The 15,517-nt window shown below is 50.8% G+C and carries 12 protein-coding genes; 11 read left to right on the top strand and 1 reads right to left on the bottom strand.

Annotated features, from left to right (window positions below; genetic code table 11):
- Positions 1 to 14 precede the first annotated feature (14 nt).
- Both PsAD5_RS03335 and PsAD5_RS03330 read left to right on the top strand, forming a co-directional pair.
- Positions 15 to 539, top strand: coding sequence for a DUF2937 family protein (locus tag PsAD5_RS03335; protein ID WP_063291086.1), 525 nt, complete (start codon positions 15 to 17; stop codon positions 537 to 539).
- A gap of 26 nt (positions 540 to 565) precedes the next feature.
- On the top strand, positions 566 to 1,507 hold the full coding sequence (locus tag PsAD5_RS03330) for a LysR family transcriptional regulator (RefSeq protein ID WP_063291085.1): 942 nt from the start codon (positions 566 to 568) through the stop codon (positions 1,505 to 1,507).
- Positions 1,508 to 1,521: 14 nt separating this feature from the next.
- Here the strand turns inward: PsAD5_RS03330 and PsAD5_RS03325 are convergent, their stop codons facing one another.
- On the bottom strand, positions 1,522 to 2,610 hold the full coding sequence (locus PsAD5_RS03325) for a Glu/Leu/Phe/Val family dehydrogenase (RefSeq protein WP_057461845.1): 1,089 nt from the start codon (positions 2,608 to 2,610) through the stop codon (positions 1,522 to 1,524).
- A gap of 230 nt (positions 2,611 to 2,840) precedes the next feature.
- Here PsAD5_RS03325 and PsAD5_RS03320 point away from each other — a divergent pair, with 230 nt between their 5' ends.
- From PsAD5_RS03320 to PsAD5_RS03280, 9 genes are all read left to right on the top strand, one after another.
- Entirely contained in the window at positions 2,841 to 4,691 is a 1,851-nt protein-coding gene (locus PsAD5_RS03320) for a HoxN/HupN/NixA family nickel/cobalt transporter (RefSeq protein ID WP_063291084.1), read from the top strand.
- Positions 4,692 to 5,395: 704 nt separating this feature from the next.
- A complete protein-coding gene (locus tag PsAD5_RS03315) occupies positions 5,396 to 6,484 on the top strand; it encodes a TRAP transporter substrate-binding protein (RefSeq protein ID WP_063291083.1) in 1,089 nt (362 codons plus the stop codon).
- Between the two features lie 129 nt (positions 6,485 to 6,613).
- Entirely contained in the window at positions 6,614 to 7,147 is a 534-nt protein-coding gene (locus PsAD5_RS03310; protein WP_057461842.1) for a TRAP transporter small permease subunit, read from the top strand.
- 6 nt (positions 7,148 to 7,153) lie between these two features.
- Positions 7,154 to 8,734, top strand: coding sequence for a TRAP transporter large permease (locus PsAD5_RS03305; protein ID WP_063290291.1), 1,581 nt, complete (start codon positions 7,154 to 7,156; stop codon positions 8,732 to 8,734).
- A 450-nt stretch (positions 8,735 to 9,184) separates the two neighbouring features.
- The gene (locus PsAD5_RS03300; RefSeq protein WP_063291082.1) at positions 9,185 to 11,167 is read left to right on the top strand and encodes an AMP-binding protein; all 1,983 of its coding nucleotides are present in this window, start codon (positions 9,185 to 9,187) and stop codon (positions 11,165 to 11,167) included.
- 5 nt (positions 11,168 to 11,172) lie between these two features.
- Positions 11,173 to 11,982, top strand: coding sequence for an ABC transporter ATP-binding protein (locus PsAD5_RS03295; RefSeq protein ID WP_057461916.1), 810 nt, complete (start codon positions 11,173 to 11,175; stop codon positions 11,980 to 11,982).
- Between the two features lie 11 nt (positions 11,983 to 11,993).
- Positions 11,994 to 12,977 (top strand): branched-chain amino acid ABC transporter permease, encoded by a 984-nt coding sequence (locus PsAD5_RS03290; RefSeq protein ID WP_057461839.1) that lies wholly within the window; start codon positions 11,994 to 11,996, stop codon positions 12,975 to 12,977.
- Positions 12,978 to 12,989: 12 nt separating this feature from the next.
- Positions 12,990 to 14,066, top strand: a complete 1,077-nt coding sequence (locus PsAD5_RS03285; protein WP_063291081.1) for a branched-chain amino acid ABC transporter permease — start codon at positions 12,990 to 12,992, stop codon at positions 14,064 to 14,066.
- A gap of 72 nt (positions 14,067 to 14,138) precedes the next feature.
- Positions 14,139 to 15,452: an ABC transporter substrate-binding protein gene (locus PsAD5_RS03280; protein WP_063291080.1), complete on the top strand. Its 1,314-nt coding sequence runs from the start codon at positions 14,139 to 14,141 to the stop codon at positions 15,450 to 15,452.
- Positions 15,453 to 15,517 lie beyond the last annotated feature (65 nt).

Raw genomic sequence — 15,517 nt, 5'->3', positions numbered from 1 at the left:
AGGGGAGGTTTGCAATGATGTTTGCAAGAGTATTGACGCTTGGCGTTGCGCTTGTAAGCGGCATTGTGACCTCTCAGCTTCCTGAATTTGCCCAGCAATACCGTCAGCGTATGGGCGGTGCTATTGATGCGCTGGAGGAAGTGAAAGCCGATTTTGTTGCGGATGCGACTGTTACCCACCGAAGCGCTTCTGCTGCATTAACGCATATGGCACAGAGCGCGGATGAGTTTGTGCAGTTGCGCGGGATGAGCGTTGAGCGGTCATTGGACCGTCTTGAGGCTTTGAAAGAACAGCAATTGGCGATGGAAACCGCTGCTGTGTTTGAGCGCGTCTGGATCTTCATGAAAGAGCCGGACACCAAGCTTTCCAAGGCAACCTGGGAAGACTTTGAGCCTGCTGTGCCTGTGACCATTGAAGGTGGAGTGCTGGCTGGACTTGGGTTTACGGCGGGTTTGTTTCTTTTGCGGATGGTTGGCATTGCAGGACGTGTGAGACGTCGCCGGAAGCGCCTACAAAGACAACAGGCTGATGCTCGTTGACTGCGACCACCTATGAGGTTTGATCGATGGATTCCATCACACGAATTAGATGTTTTTTGCAGGTGGTAGAAAGCGGTGGCTTTTCGGCTGCAGCACGGGATATGGGGCGCTCCAAGGCGCTTATTTCCAAGTATGTGAGCGAGCTGGAAGACGAACTGGGCGTGCGCCTGCTGAACAGGACCACCCGCCAGATTTCTCTGACCCAGGTTGGTGAAGCCTATTTCCGTGAAGCTGGTGAGCTGTTGCAGCGGTTTGATGACCTGAAAGATGCGGTACAGCAAGACCATCGGGAGGTGCGTGGCCGATTACGGCTGAGTGCACCGCGTTCTTTTTCTGAGGCGACGCTGGGTAGAGTGCTTGCTTCGTTTTTGCAGGAACATCCGCGCGTTGAACTGGACATCGAGATGGAAGATCGCTTCGTCGACATTGTCGAAGAAGGATATGATGTTGCCATTCGTGTGGCCGAACTTGAGGATTCCAGCCTGATTGCGCGGAAGATTCGGGATGTTCGTGTCGTGGTTTGTGCCTCTCCTGCGTATTGGGAAGCGCATGGCATGCCTGAGAAGGCAAGTGATCTGGCGAGTATGCCCTGCATCATTGATACCAACTACAAGCACAAGACCAACTGGATGTTTCTGGCAAATGGAGAGCGGTTTTCTGTTCCCGTTAAAGGGCCGATGCATGTGAACAGTGCGAAGACTGCGGTTGCAGCAGCGCTGGCAGGCCTTGGCGTTGTGCGTTTGCCGATCTTTTATGTGCTGGAAGAGTTGATGGCAGGTACGCTGATACCGGCATTAGAAGACTACGAAGTGCCGGGGCCTGCGATGTACGCGGTCTATCCGCATCGTAGGCATCTGTCTGCGAAGGTGCGTGCCTTTGTTGACTACATGGTCAACTGGCACAAGCAATTGGAGCAGCATGGTGACTGCCCCAAAATGCTTGATGGGCCTTTGCCAAAAGAGGGCTAGATCTGCCCTCCGTTTTAAGCTGGATTATGGTGATGCTGGAAGCGCTCTTCAGCCAACTCATCCGCGATGATGTTGGTTGGGCGCTTTTCTGCATCGGCCCGATCGAAGATCTGAGCAAGTGTGCCACCGATCGCGAGGGTCTTCTGACGCACGATTGAGTCTGATGCACCAGGCTCGCCCAAAGCAACAGAGATGACGCCGCCTGCGTTGATGGCGTAATCTGGAGCGTACAGAATGCCGCGCTTCATGAGTGCTGCGCCGTCTTCCTGTGTTTCCAGCTGGTTGTTTGCAGCTCCTGCGACCACAGCTACTTTCAGCTCCGGGATAGTTGCAGCATTCAGGCCACCGCCAAGCGCACATGGGGCAAAGATATCCGCTTTGACGAGATGTGCGTCGTCTGGAGACACGCTGGATGCGCCGAGCTCTTCGATTGCGCGGGTCACTGCCGGATCATAGATGTCGGAGACAATCAGGTTAGCGCCTGCTTCATGCAACTGACGTGCTACGTCATATCCCACATGACCCAGACCTTTGAGTGATACAGTCAGGCCTGAGAGGTCTTCAGAGCCAAACTTATGTTTGGCAGCTGCTTTGATCCCGACGAAGGTTCCCAGTGCAGTGTACGGCGAAGGATCGCCAAAACCAGTGGCATCTGTCCCGCGAGCAAACTGGGTTTCGCTGCCAATGATTTCCATATCGTCAGAGCTGATGCCCACATCTTCTGCGGTGATGTAGCTACCGGAAAGGCGATTGATGTGTCTGCCGAATGCTCTGAGAAGCTCTGGGGTCTTATCAGTGCGCGGGTTTGCGATGATGACTGACTTTCCTCCTCCCAAAGCAAGGTCAGCCAACGCATTCTTATAGGTCATGCCTTTTGAGAGACGAAGAACATCAGTCAGAGCTTCATTTGCGCTTGCATAGTTCCACATGCGACATCCACCGAGACCGGGACCGCGGTTGGTATTGTGAACCGCGATGATCGCTTTCAAGCCCGTTTCGTTGTCTGTTGCAAATACGATTTGCTCGTGGCCAGCGAATTCTGGATGATCCAATGGGGTCATGTAGGTATCGATCGTTATTTTATTATGCAATGGCACGTTCATTCAGCCCTCCCAAACGAAATTGAACAAGAAGCGTTGCGGGGATATTGGTTTATTCTTAAAGCAATATCCGGTTTATTTCGTAGGTGATGGGCATCAAATTCGGAAGAATTATCCGAATGGTTCTAAATTACGGGAAAAACGTATCTCAGGACCTTCAATAAATGGGTCTTGAATTTGCCGTTATTTTATTACACTTGTCGTGTCGGGTTCTCATATTTTGTTAAGGCGCCATGTCTCATAAGCTCCTACGGTTTTTGACCGCATTCTGCATGCTGCTGGTATTTCTGTTGCCTTCTCAACAGGTTGCAGCACATCCGCATATGTTTGTGCAAGCGCGCGCCGAGTTGGTGTTTGATGATGACGGGTATCTGACCCACATTCGGCACAAATGGCTGTTTGACGACCTGTACACGGCCTATGCCGTGCAGGGGTTGGATGCCAATCAGAATGGATTTTTCGAGAGAAATGAGCTGGATGAGCTGGCTAAGATCAACATTGAGGGTCTTGGAGAGTACGGCTACTTCACGTTTGGGGATGACAGCAAAGCGGAGATAGATTTCTCTGAGCCATTTGATCCATCCATGAAAATGATCAAGGTAGCCTTTGATGATTACTGGTTGATCAGCGATGAAGACCGAGCAGCAATTGCTGAAGAGATTGCAGCTGGTCGCAGCCAGCCAGACACGAGCCCCGTGTCATTGGTGGAGTTGAGTTTTACACTGCCGCTCAAAGAGAAGATCAAGGCTGACAAGCCGATCACACTCGATGTTTATGACCCAACCTACTACATCGATTTTAAATGGCCTAAGGCAGATATGGCCGTGACGCTGAAGAATGCTCCCGGAAAATGTTCTGTTGAGCTGGTCCATCCTCCTGAGCTGGACGGGCAAATTGCTGCCCAGTTGGCAACGATCGGTGCTGACCAGCGGAATGTTCCTGAAGAGTTGCAGGGATACACAGCAGCGCTTGTCAATCAGGTGATTGTGTCTTGCGATGGTGTGGCGACTACAACAGCTTCTACGGGCAATACTAAATTCATTTCCGAGATTACACCTGGGCCAGTTGAGAGTGCACCTGCGTCTGCAGAAGATGCTGTGGCAGCGCTTGCGCAAGGTGGTGAGCCGATGACGCTGTCTTCCGTTTCTGAGCGTGAGACTGCGGATACTGCTGAGCTGCGTGGTCCGGATATGAATATTTTCCAGCAAGGCATGGCGACCATTACCCGGTTGCAGAATGAGTTTTATCTTAAGCTGACAAGCGCGCTGAGAAACTTCCGCAACAATCCTTCTGCCGGGTGGCTTCTGATGCTGATCAGCTTTGCGTATGGCGTGTTTCATGCTGCAGGGCCGGGGCATGGTAAGGCAGTGATTTCTTCTTACGTGATTGCAGATGAGCAGACATTGAAGAAAGGGATTGCGCTCTCCTTTGCTTCTGCCTTTGCGCAAGCAGTGACAGCGATTGTGCTGGTTGGTGGGGCTGGAGTCCTTTTGCATCTGACCAGTACGGCGATTAATGCAACAGCCCGCTGGTTTGAGCTTGGCTCTTATGTGTTGGTCTTCCTGCTTGGCCTCTACCTTGTTTGGCAACGTGTTTTGAAGCCATGGTTTGGTAAAAAGCCTGCTTCGAGCTGCGGTCATTCACATGACCATCATCAACATGAGCATTCGGAGCATGGAGAGGTTTGTTCCAGCTGTGGCCATGCGCATGCGCCGGATCCGAAGATGGTTCAGAACTCAGCCATGACACTCACAAGCATCTGGTCGATCATTCTGGCAGTGGGGCTTCGTCCATGCACCGGTGCTTTGATCGTGCTTGCGTTTGCGTTTTCTCAGGGCATGATTTGGGCTGGTGTGGCCTCCACGCTCGTGATGGCATTGGGGACAGGTATTACCGTTTCTATTCTGGCGAGTCTCGCAGTGCTCTCGCGTGAGGTTGCCTTGCGGATCTGGGGTGCCGACAGTCAGGCTGGTACGGTTATTCTGCGCGGTTTTGAGGTGGTTGGCGCTCTGACTATTTTGCTGATGGGAACGTTGATGCTGATTGCTGGGCTGAATGGTGGCGCAACGGCAGGTCTGTTCTAGATTACGGCAATTTTTGGAAGAATCGCTCTCGAAATGCCTGAGAAATTTGCTTTCAAGCAATTTCGTATGGGCGTTTTCGAAGAAATTCGCGCTATCGTTAATGCGCGAACCTGTAGAAAACCACACCTTCGTGTGGATAGTTGTTTGTGCATCGGAACGCATCTTTAAATGTTAGCTGTCTTCGCTTTGCAATGCCGACCTGATTGAGGTCTAAGGCCTCGGATTTATCGGGTGGCATCGTGTCTGCGCACCTCTGCTCAGTTTCAACTGAAACTGTAGATTAGTTTCCTCTAAATTATTGTATTTTAAAGCATCTACCACCTGTGTGGCTTAATTCACCCAGAAAATTAATGGAGCAATGCTCAAGCCAGTTAGGTCATGTAGGCTGACTTATTAACATTGAAATAAAAGGCTATGAATTCCGATTTTGGAGGTTGATTGTTAGCCCTCAAGGGCGGAGATTCCTAAAAATGTTTCGATAGTTACGTTGCGGCTGGTTTCGGTTGAAAACGCATAGATGAGGTACGCTCAGTTGATCCAAGAATAATTAATTTGTCCAATAGAGTGCAGATTTCCTTGTATTTTCACGTAGTTTTAGGGTTATAAGAAGTTGGTCATGTTGTCGCAGAGATCTCAATGGAAGAGGTTCAATTCTGCGGAGGCATAAAGAGATTTGATTTAAGAAGCTCTTGGGAGGAGTTTTTATGGACCGCCGTAGTTTTCTGAAAAATGCTGGTTTGGCAGGTGCAACCGCTGGCGCAGCTACTCTTGCAGCTCCAGCACTCGCAGCTGGTAAGCGCGAACTGAAAATGGTCACCACCTGGCCTAAGAACTTCCCGGGTCTCGGTACTGGCGCACAGCGCATCGCTGACCGCATCACTGCTGCCAGTGAAGGTCAGCTGACTGTAAAGCTGTTTGCTGCCGGTGAACTTGTTCCTGCATTTGAGAGCTTCGACGCTGTTTCCAATGGTACAGCTGACATGTACCACGCTGCTGACTACTACTGGCTCGGCAAGCACAAAGCATTTGGCTTCTTCACTGCCGTTCCAATGGGCATGACAGCTGCTGAGCTGGAAGCATGGATGCATTTCGGTGGCGGTCAACAGCTTTGGGATGAGCTTGCTGGTCAGTTCAACGTTAAATCCTTCCTGGCTGGTAACACCGGTCTGCAGGCAGGTGGCTGGTTCAACAAAGAGATCAAATCTCTTGAAGACCTCAAAGGCCTGAAAATGCGTATGCCTGGTCTGGGTGGTGAAGTTCTTCGCCGTCTTGGTGCATCAGCTGTTGCGCTTCCTGGCTCTGAAATCTTCCCTGCAATGCAGTCCGGCGCGATCGACGCAACCGAGTGGGTTGGCGCATGGAACGATATGGCGTTTGGTTTCTATAAAGTTGCTAAGTACTACTACACCAAAGGCTTCCATGAGCCAGGTGCTGGTCTGTCCTTCGGCATGAACAAAGGTGTTTGGGAAAGCTTCACACCTGGTCAGCAGGAGTTGATCCGTTCTGCATGTATGGCAGAGAACAACTACATGTTCGCTGAGTACAACCACAACAACGGTGCTGCTCTGGAAACTCTCCTGACCAAGCACAACGTTCAGGTTCGTGACTTCTCTGATGACGTGTTCGATGCAATCGGCCGTAAAGCTGAAGAAGTTGTTGCTGAAGTGGCTGAAACAGATGACCTCTCCAAGCGCATCTACGAAAGCTACCTCAAATCTCGTAAGGAAACCTCTGCATGGTCCAGCCTTGCTGAGCGTAACTACCTGACAGCTCGCGATCGTATCCTGGGTTAATTTTACTTATTGCTGCACACGCTCTCCGCAATCCTTGCGGGGAGCTTTTCTTTCAAGAGCTCTATCTTGGCCTTTGGGGCCCAATAATAATCCTAGAGGCTTGGTTTAGACCAAGACGAAGAGGCGGGCATGCGCGCCCTAATGAACCTGATTACCTCAGTCAATCGTGGCATCGGCAAGAGTTGCGCCTGGCTGACTTTGGGCATTGTGCTTGTCCAATTTACAGTGGTGGTGATGAGATACGTTTTTGGTATCGGTTCCATCTGGATGCAAGAATCCATCACCTACATGCACGGTTTCCTGTTTATGTCGGCTGCTGCTTATACGCTAAGCGTAGATGGGCACGTGCGGGTCGATATCTTTTACCGGGATGCTCGCCCACGTATCAAAGCGATGGTTGATCTGCTCGGTTCGGTGTTCTTCCTTCTTCCGATGTGTGCGGTGATTATTTACTGGTCCTGGGGCTATGTGCTCAGTTCCTGGGCAATCTGGGAAGGGTCTCAGGAGGCATCCGGTATTCAAGGACGGTATCTTCTGAAGAGTGCGATTATTGCCTTTGCCGTTCTGGTTTCCTTACAGGGTGTCGCCATTATTCTTCGAAGTGTTCTTGCCCTTCGCGGTGACAAGAAGGCACTCGACTCATTTCGTCAGATCCAGGAGTAATCGGAGATGGATGGACTTCTTCATACTCTTGATATTTTGATGTTTGCGGTTGCCTGTATTTGTTTGTTGGCGGGCTTCCCTGTTGCATTTACTCTTGCTGGTGTCGCACTGATTTTCGCTCTGATCGCGTCGTTCTTTGGCGGCAGCGTGACGCTAGGCGCAATTCCGAGCCGAATTTTCGGCACCATGTCCAACGAAACCCTGATTGCGGTTCCGCTTTTCATCTTTATGGGTGTGATGCTGGAGCGTTCCAAGGTTGCGGAAGAGCTGCTGGAAACCATGGGCCGGTTGTTTGGGCGTATGCCGGGCGGTCTGGGGCTTTCTGTAACGATTGTGGGCGCTCTGCTTGCTGCCTCAACCGGTATTGTTGGCGCAACTGTGGTCACCATGGGGCTCTTGTCTCTGCCGACCATGCTGCGTAACGGTTACAGCCCGCGTCTTGCCTGCGGTTCGATTGCGGCCTCGGGTACGCTGGGGCAGATTATTCCGCCTTCCATCGTGCTTGTGTTCCTTGCTGACCAGCTTTCCAACGGCTACCAGATCGCTCAGCGTGAGATGGGTAACTTTGCTCCAGATCCATTCTCTGTAGGGGATTTGTTTGCAGGGGCGCTTATTCCAGGTCTTGCACTTGTTGGCCTTTACATTGTGTACCAGCTGTTTGTTGCGTTCACACAGCCGCACAAAGCGCCTCCAATGCGTGATGATGGATCTGCGGGACCAACCCTCAGTCAGGTTCTTCATGCTCTTGTGCCGCCAATTGCGCTTATTATCGCGGTGCTTGGTTCAATTCTCGTAGGTATTGCGACACCAACTGAAGCTGCTGCTGTGGGTGCTGTTGGTGCGTTGTTGCTTGCTGGATACCGCATGGAAGAAGACAAGCCTTGGCCGGTGTATCTGGCTGTGCTGTCTCTTGTTGTGATGTTGGTTCTGACATCCTTCATGGACCTGCGTGTTGCACGTAACGAGATCCCAACCGGTGATATGATTGGTATTTGGGTTGCTGGTTTTGCCTGCGCAGTGCTTGCTTATGGGTTGCTCGTTTCGCTTTACCGCGTGATGGCGAAGAAAGTGCTTATGCCAGTGATGCAGTCGACCACACAGATCACCTGTATGGTGTTTGTGATCCTGATCGGCGCAACATTCTTCTCCCTGATCTTCCGTGATCTGGGTGGTGAGGAACTGGTGAAGGAAGCGCTGACTGGTCTGCCGGGTGGTGCGCTGGGTGCGATCATTGCGGTTATGGCTGTAATGTTCGTGCTGGGCTTCTTCCTGGACTTTCTGGAAATCGTGTTCGTGGTTGTTCCGCTTGTTGCACCAATTCTGCTGCAGCTTGAGATGCCTAATGGTGAACCGATGAGCCCTGCATGGCTGGGTGTGATGATGGCTGTAAACTTGCAGACATCGTTCCTGACGCCTCCGTTCGGCTTTGCGTTGTTCTACCTGCGGGGTGTGGCGCCGCCGTCAGTGAAAACCTCAGACATTTACTTCGGTATCATCCCGTTTGTTCTCATTCAGGTTCTGATGCTGATCATCCTGTGGTACCTGCCGGAAATGGCAACATGGTTGCCAAAAGTGATCTACGGCTAAAAGTATTAATTGCTTAGTATATGTAAGGGGCGCGAGTATTCGCGCCCCTTTTTTGTTGCAGTGCCCATAGCCCAAAGTAGTGATTCTTTTTTGACTTAGTCCAATGATCTACAAAAAGGAATTGAAACCTATTCAAAAGTATTGGGCATTGATTTACCTATAGTATTTCGCTTATGCGTGACAAATATAATGCATGTATACCTTAGTATAGAGTTTTTTGAATGTAACTCGTTGAAATATCACAGTTTTGCATTGCACAAGTGCTCAAGGTTGCAACGCGCAATGAATAAAACCCATTAAAAAAGCTTTCGTATCTTGCTAAGAATAAGTCCAGGGAGGAACTCGCAGGTGGAGGACTTGCGAGGCGGGGCTATTAGTCTTTCGTATTTCCTCAGAGTAAACAGGCAGACCAAAGGCACAAGATGACCTTTGGTGAGAGGTGATTCAAAGATGCAGGTGCCTCCGTCAGCGGGTATGGACACATTTCCGCAGTTGCTTATTCGGAATGCGCGGGAATGGGGGGATCGTCCCGCGTATCGCGAAAAGGACCTCGGGATCTGGCAGAGCTGGACCTGGCGTGAGGTCCTTGGAGAAGTGCGCAAGCTTTCTCTTGGGCTCAAGAGCCTTGGGTGCAAAGAAGGCGACAAGGTTGCGGTGATTGGTGCAAACCGTCCGCATCTTTATTGGGTTTTTGCCGCCGTGCAGGCGTTGGGTGGTATTCCGATCCCAGTCTATTCTGACTCAGTGGCAGAAGAGATCGGCTACGTGCTTGGCCACGCAGAAGTGCGCTTTGCGGTTGTTGAAGATCAGGAGCAGGTTGATAAGCTGCTTGAGATGTCCGAGAAGCTACCGTTGCTCGAGCACATCATTTACGAAGACCCTAAAGGCCTTCGTGATTACGACCACACAAGCCTTCATCGTTACCTGAGCGTTCAGGAAGCCGGGCAGACTCTGCTCGACAATGATGAGAAGCTTGCTGATGACTGGTTTGATGCCGTCAGTGCTGGCAAGAGTGAAGACGTTGCTGTGATCCTTTACACCTCCGGTACGACTGGTCGTCCGAAAGGGGTGATGCTGACCTTCAATAACCTGGTTGTTGCTGTTCAGAATGCGAACAAGTTTGATAACCTGGATGAGAATGCAGACACAGTCGCATACCTGCCGATGGCATGGGTTGGTGACCATGTGTTCTCCTACGCACAGTGTCTTACAGCCGGGTACTGCGTGAACTGTCCTGAAGGTCCGGAAACAGTTTCGATTGACCGCAAGGAAATTGCCCCAACTTACATGTTTGCACCGCCGCGGGTGTTTGAGGGTATGCTGACGCACATCACAGTTCGCATGGAAGATGCGGGCAAGATGAAGAAGAAGCTGTTTGACTACTTCCTCAATTATGCGAACCAAGTTGGTGAGCGCATTTTGAATGGAGAGAAAGTCTCTCTTTTTGAGCGCATGAAGTATGCTGTTGGTGAGTTCTGTGTGTATGGGCCGCTGAAGAACGAGATGGGTTTTTCCCGTGTTCGTGTGGCTTACACCGCGGGTGAAGCGATTGGTCCTGAGATCTTCAAGTTCTACCGTTCAATCGGCCTGAACCTGAAGCAGCTTTACGGGCAGACGGAATCTTCCGTGTTCATTACCTCTCAGCCTGATGGCCAGATTTATGCTGATACGGTTGGCGTTCCTATGCCAGATGTTGAAGTGAAGATCGCGGAGAGTGGTGAGGTTATGTATCGCTCGCCGGGTGCGTTCCTTGGATACTACAAGAACGATGAGGCAACGAAGACCACCAAGACTGAGGATGGCTGGGTTCACACTGGTGATGCTGGCATGTTCCTTGAGAATGGGCACCTGAAGATCATCGACCGTGCGAAGGACGTAGGCAAGCTGACTGATGGCTCCATGTTTGCGCCGAAGTACATTGAGAACAAGCTGAAGTTCTTCCCGAACATCAAAGAAGCTGTGACCTTCGGAAACGAGCGCGACTACGTTTGTGCCTTTGTGAATATTGACCTTGTTGCGGTTGGTAACTGGGCTGAGCGGAACAACATTGCATATGCTTCCTATCAGGAACTGGCCGCACATCCTGACGTTTACAAAACAATCCAAAGCCATGTGGATCAGGTGAACAAGGATCTTTTTGAAGAACCAATGATGGCTGGTGCCCAGATCAAACGTTTCCTTGTTCTGCATAAAGAGCTGGATCCGGATGATGGCGAGCTGACACGTACTCAGAAAGTCCGTCGTAACTTCGTTGCTGACCGTTATGCGCCTCTGATTGAAGCATTTTATGCAGGTGAGATCTCCAAGCATGTGGTGACCGAGGTGACCTTTGAAGATGGCCGTCAAGGCACGATTGAAGCCACCGTCGAGATCCGGGACATGGACACCCATAGCACTAAAGCAATGTCCGCGATTGGGGAGGCGGCAGAATGACTGTAATGGATCCAACGCTCGAAGAGGTCAAAAAAAGGGCCGAGGAGCGCGAGGTTCTGCTGGATCTTGAGAACGTTTCTCTCTCCTTTGGCGGCGTTAAGGCAATCACGAATATCTCCTTCAACATCAAGAAGGGTGAAATTCGCGCGATCATTGGTCCCAATGGTGCTGGCAAGACGTCCATGCTCAACGTAATCAATGGTTTCTATCAGCCTCAGGAAGGTGTGATCACCTTCAACGGTGAGAAGCGCAGGTCCATGAAACCGCACCTTGCGGTTAGTCAGGGTATCGCTCGAACTTTCCAGAATGTTGCTTTGTTTAAGGGTATGTCCACGCTGGATAACATCATGGCTGGACGTGCAACGCGGATGAAGCAGAACTTATTCTGGCAGATGCTCTATTGGGGACCTGCTCAGAGGGAAGAGATTGAGCACCGTAAGAAGGTCGAGGAAATCATCGACTTTCTCGAAATCCAGCATATTCGTCGCACGCCAGTGGGAACGCTTCCTTACGGCTTGCAGAAGCGTGTTGAGCTTGCTCGTGCGTTGGCGATGGAGCCAGAACTGCTGCTGCTCGATGAGCCGATGGCAGGGATGAACCTGGAAGAGAAAGAGGACATGAGCCGATTCATTCTGGATGTGAATGATCAGCTCGGCACTACGATTGCTCTGATTGAGCATGACATGGGTGTTGTGATGGACCTTTCCGACCGTGTCGTTGTTTTGGACTATGGCCGCAAGATCGCTGATGGCGTGCCAGAAGAAGTGCAGAGCAACCCAGAAGTTATTGATGCCTATCTGGGCGTGTCACACTAGGGAGCACCCCCATGGAAACACTTTATAACGTACTAATTGATCCATTTGTTCAGATGTACGGAATGCCGGACTTCTTTCTACAGGTGTTGTGGGAAGGTCTCGTCTCCGGTGTTCTTTATGCGCTGATTGCACTTGGTTTCGTTCTCATCTTTAAATCCTCGCGCATCTTTAACTTTGCGCAAGGCATTATGGTTGTGTTTGCTGCGCTGTCTTTGGTTGGCCTGCATACCTTCCTGGTTCCTTTTGTTGGCAACGAGTTTGTTGCTGCTGCAATCGCGATGCCGCTTACTCTTGGCATCATGTATGCGTTGGCAATGAGCGTTGAGCGTGTTGTGCTTCGTCCGCTTGTCGGGCAGCCAGACATCATTCTGTTCATGGCAACCATCGGTATCACCATGTTCCTCATCGGTTTTGGTGAGTTCGTGTTCGGTGGTGAGAACAAGGTGATGATCACCGAAGCGCTTGGTATTCCAACCGGTGCTATTGAATTTGAACCGTTCGGCGGCTTCCTGCTTTTGGAAGAGAAAGACGTGTTCGCGGTTGTTATGGCGATCGTGCTGGTTATCAGCCTGCTGGTGTTCCTGAACAAATCTGCGATGGGTCGCGCGATCCGTGCGCTGGGTGATGATCATACTGCAGCGTTGTCTGTTGGTATCTCCCTCAGCACTATCTGGGTTCTGGTCTGGTTTATTGCTGGTGTGATTGCTCTTGCTACCGGCGTCGTCTGGGGTGCTCGGGCTGGTGTATCGTTTGCTCTGGAAGTGATTGCGTACAAGGCCTTGCCAGTGCTGATGCTTGGTGGTCTGGAATCTGTATCCGGCGCGATTATCGGCGGTATTGCTATCGGTCTTCTGGAAAAAGTCTTCGAAATTTACTGGGGTCAGCCTCTGTTTGGTGGCAACACCGAAACCTGGTTCGCCTTTATCTTTGCTTTGATTGTTTTACTGTTCCGTCCGCAAGGGCTGTTCGGTGAGAAAATCATCGAGCGCGTGTAAGGGAGGCCTGACGTGTTTTACAGAACTTCTGGTCAGTTCAAAACGACCTATGAAAGTGATCAGGCGCTCTTCCCAATCAAGCAGGATATGGTCCTGCTGGTTGTGATCCTTGCCGCTATGTATGTGGTCTTTCCGATGTTCGCATCGGAGTTCACCTACAAGGCTCTGCTTGTGCCAGTGCTGATTTATTCTCTGGCATCGCTTGGTCTGAATATTCTGACCGGTTATGCCGGGCAGCTTTCGCTGGGTACTGCGGGCTTCATGGGCGTTGGTGCTTATGCTTGCTATAAGATCACTACGATCTTCCCAGAAATGAACATCATTGTTGCGTTGTTCCTTTCTGGCTTCTTCTCTGCTGCGGTTGGGGTCGCGTTTGGTTTGCCGTCGCTGCGCATTAAAGGTTTCTACCTTGCGATTGCGACGCTTGCTTCGCAGTTTTTCCTGGTGTGGCTCTTTGAGAAGTGGGCGTGGCTTTACAACTACAATGCATCCGGCGCGATTGAAGTACGCACCATGGATATTTTCGGTCTTGTTGTAACAGGCCCGAATGCGTCGCCTATGGTTCAGTACTACTTTGTTCTTGGCATTGTTTCCGTTGTGACCTTTGCGATGATCAACCTGACACGTGGCCGGTATGGTCGTACATGGAAGGCTGTTCGCGACATGGATATTGCTGCGGAGCTGGTGGGCATCAACTTGATGCGTGCAAAGCTTTCTGCCTTTGCTGTCAGCTCCTATATCGTGGGTATTGCTGGTGCGCTGATGGTGTTTTTCTGGAAAGGTGCTGCTGAGCCAAATCTCTTTGATATTCCAATGAGTTTCCAGATCGTCTTTATCGCGATCATTGGTGGCCTTGGCAGTGTGATGGGGAACTTCCTTGGAGCGATCCTGATTGTGGCTCTGCCAGTTGTGCTGAACCTTCTGCCAGAAATGCTTGGCCTGAGTATCGGTTCTGCCACCATGGAACATGTCAACGTTATGGTGGTTGGTTCTCTCATTATCATGTTCTTGATTGTCGAGCCTCACGGTCTTGCGCGGTTCTGGGCGCTTATTCGTGAAAAGCTCATCATTTGGCCATTCCCTCACTAATAAAGAACTGCGGGAGCAGCTGGGGAATAGAGGAAATGGTCCGCGGCGGGAGCCGCAAACGCGGAGGAAAATATGAAACACTTTACGAATTTAGGTAAGGCTGTTGCAGCAGGTGCCATTGCAGTTGCTATGAGCACAGCTGCAATGGCAGCAGACGGTCTTAACTTTCCAAACCTGACATACCGTACTGGCCCATTTGCGGGTACTGGTACGCCAATCATGAATGGCCAGCGTGACTACATGCTCATGCTGAACGAGCGTGATGGCGGTATCGGTGGTGTGCCAATCGATTACATCGAGTGTGAAACTGGTTACAACACCAATAAAGGCGTTGAGTGCTACGAGAAGACTAAGGGAGAAGCTCTCGTAACACAGCCATGGTCAACCGGTATTACTTTGCAGGTTATGCCTCGTACCAACGTGGACCGTATTCCAATTCTGGCACCTGGTTACGGTTTCTCGCCAATGTCAGACGGTGATACGTTTGCTTGGGCGTTTAACCCACCAGTGTCTTACTGGGATGGCGCGTACATGATCCTCGACTACATTGCTGGTGGTGACATGTCTTCGCTGAAGGGTAAGAAGATCGTTCTTCTGCATCTTGATCACCCATTCGGTAAAGAGCCAATTCCGCTTCTGGAAAAGCTTGCAGAAATGCATGACTTCAAGCTGGTTCCGATCCCTGTTGGTCTGAAAGAGATGCAGAACCAGTCTGCACAGTGGTTGCAGATTCGTCGTGAGCGTCCAGACAACGTTGTTATGTGGGGTTGGGGTGCGATGAACGCCGGTGCGATCACCGAAGCGGTTAAGACCCGTTACCCAATGGAAAACTTCATTGGCATCTGGTGGTCTGGCTCTGATGCTGACTTGCAGAACGTTGGTGTAAAAGCGAAGGGCTACAAGTCGGTCAGCTTTAACGTTCCAGGTAACTATCCAGTTCTTGAAGACATCCGTAAGCATATAGTTTCCAAAGGCAACTCAGAGATCAAATCTGAAGCTGACATGGATACTGTCTTCTATCAGCGTGGTGTTATCATCTCCATGATCCTGGCTGAAGCAGCGAAAACTGCTCAAGATCATTTTGGTGAGAAGAACATCAATGCTGAACAGCTGCGCTGGGGCCTTGAAAATCTGGACATCACTGCAGCTCGCCTTGAAGAGCTGGGTATGAAGGGCATGACACCTCCACTGAAGATGGCTTGTGACAACCATACAGGTCACTCTGGTGCATGGATGCTTGAGTGGAACGGCGAAGAGTTTGTACAGGCAAGTGACCTGCTGACTCCAAACCGTGAACTGATCAAGCCGCTTGAGCTGGAAAAAGCTGCTGACTACGCGAAAAACAATGCTCCTTGGCCTGGTCGTGGCGACCTCGCTTGTAACTAAGCCTTGTTGTTTTGGTCGGGCGCGGTGGTGCCCGGCCAATTTATCGAATTCAAACAATCGGAATG

The sequence above is a fragment of the Pseudovibrio sp. Ad5 genome (genome assembly GCF_001623095.1).
GTDB lineage: Bacteria > Pseudomonadota > Alphaproteobacteria > Rhizobiales > Stappiaceae > Pseudovibrio.
The sequence above is the reverse complement of the archived record's forward strand: the minus strand, read 5'-3'. Positions and strand labels throughout refer to the sequence as shown.

Coding starts and splice junctions, on each gene's coding strand:
- PsAD5_RS03290 (WP_057461839.1), top strand. CDS start 11,994: ATGGAAACACTTTATAACGTACTAATTGATCCATTTGTTCAGATGTAC.
- PsAD5_RS03295 (WP_057461916.1), top strand. CDS start 11,173: ATGGATCCAACGCTCGAAGAGGTCAAAAAAAGGGCCGAGGAGCGCGAG.
- PsAD5_RS03305 (WP_063290291.1), top strand. CDS start 7,154: ATGGATGGACTTCTTCATACTCTTGATATTTTGATGTTTGCGGTTGCC.
- PsAD5_RS03335 (WP_063291086.1), top strand. CDS start 15: ATGATGTTTGCAAGAGTATTGACGCTTGGCGTTGCGCTTGTAAGCGGC.
- PsAD5_RS03280 (WP_063291080.1), top strand. CDS start 14,139: ATGAAACACTTTACGAATTTAGGTAAGGCTGTTGCAGCAGGTGCCATT.
- PsAD5_RS03330 (WP_063291085.1), top strand. CDS start 566: ATGGATTCCATCACACGAATTAGATGTTTTTTGCAGGTGGTAGAAAGC.
- PsAD5_RS03300 (WP_063291082.1), top strand. CDS start 9,185: ATGCAGGTGCCTCCGTCAGCGGGTATGGACACATTTCCGCAGTTGCTT.
- PsAD5_RS03325 (WP_057461845.1), bottom strand. CDS start 2,610: ATGAACGTGCCATTGCATAATAAAATAACGATCGATACCTACATGACC.
- PsAD5_RS03315 (WP_063291083.1), top strand. CDS start 5,396: ATGGACCGCCGTAGTTTTCTGAAAAATGCTGGTTTGGCAGGTGCAACC.
- PsAD5_RS03310 (WP_057461842.1), top strand. CDS start 6,614: ATGCGCGCCCTAATGAACCTGATTACCTCAGTCAATCGTGGCATCGGC.
- PsAD5_RS03320 (WP_063291084.1), top strand. CDS start 2,841: ATGTCTCATAAGCTCCTACGGTTTTTGACCGCATTCTGCATGCTGCTG.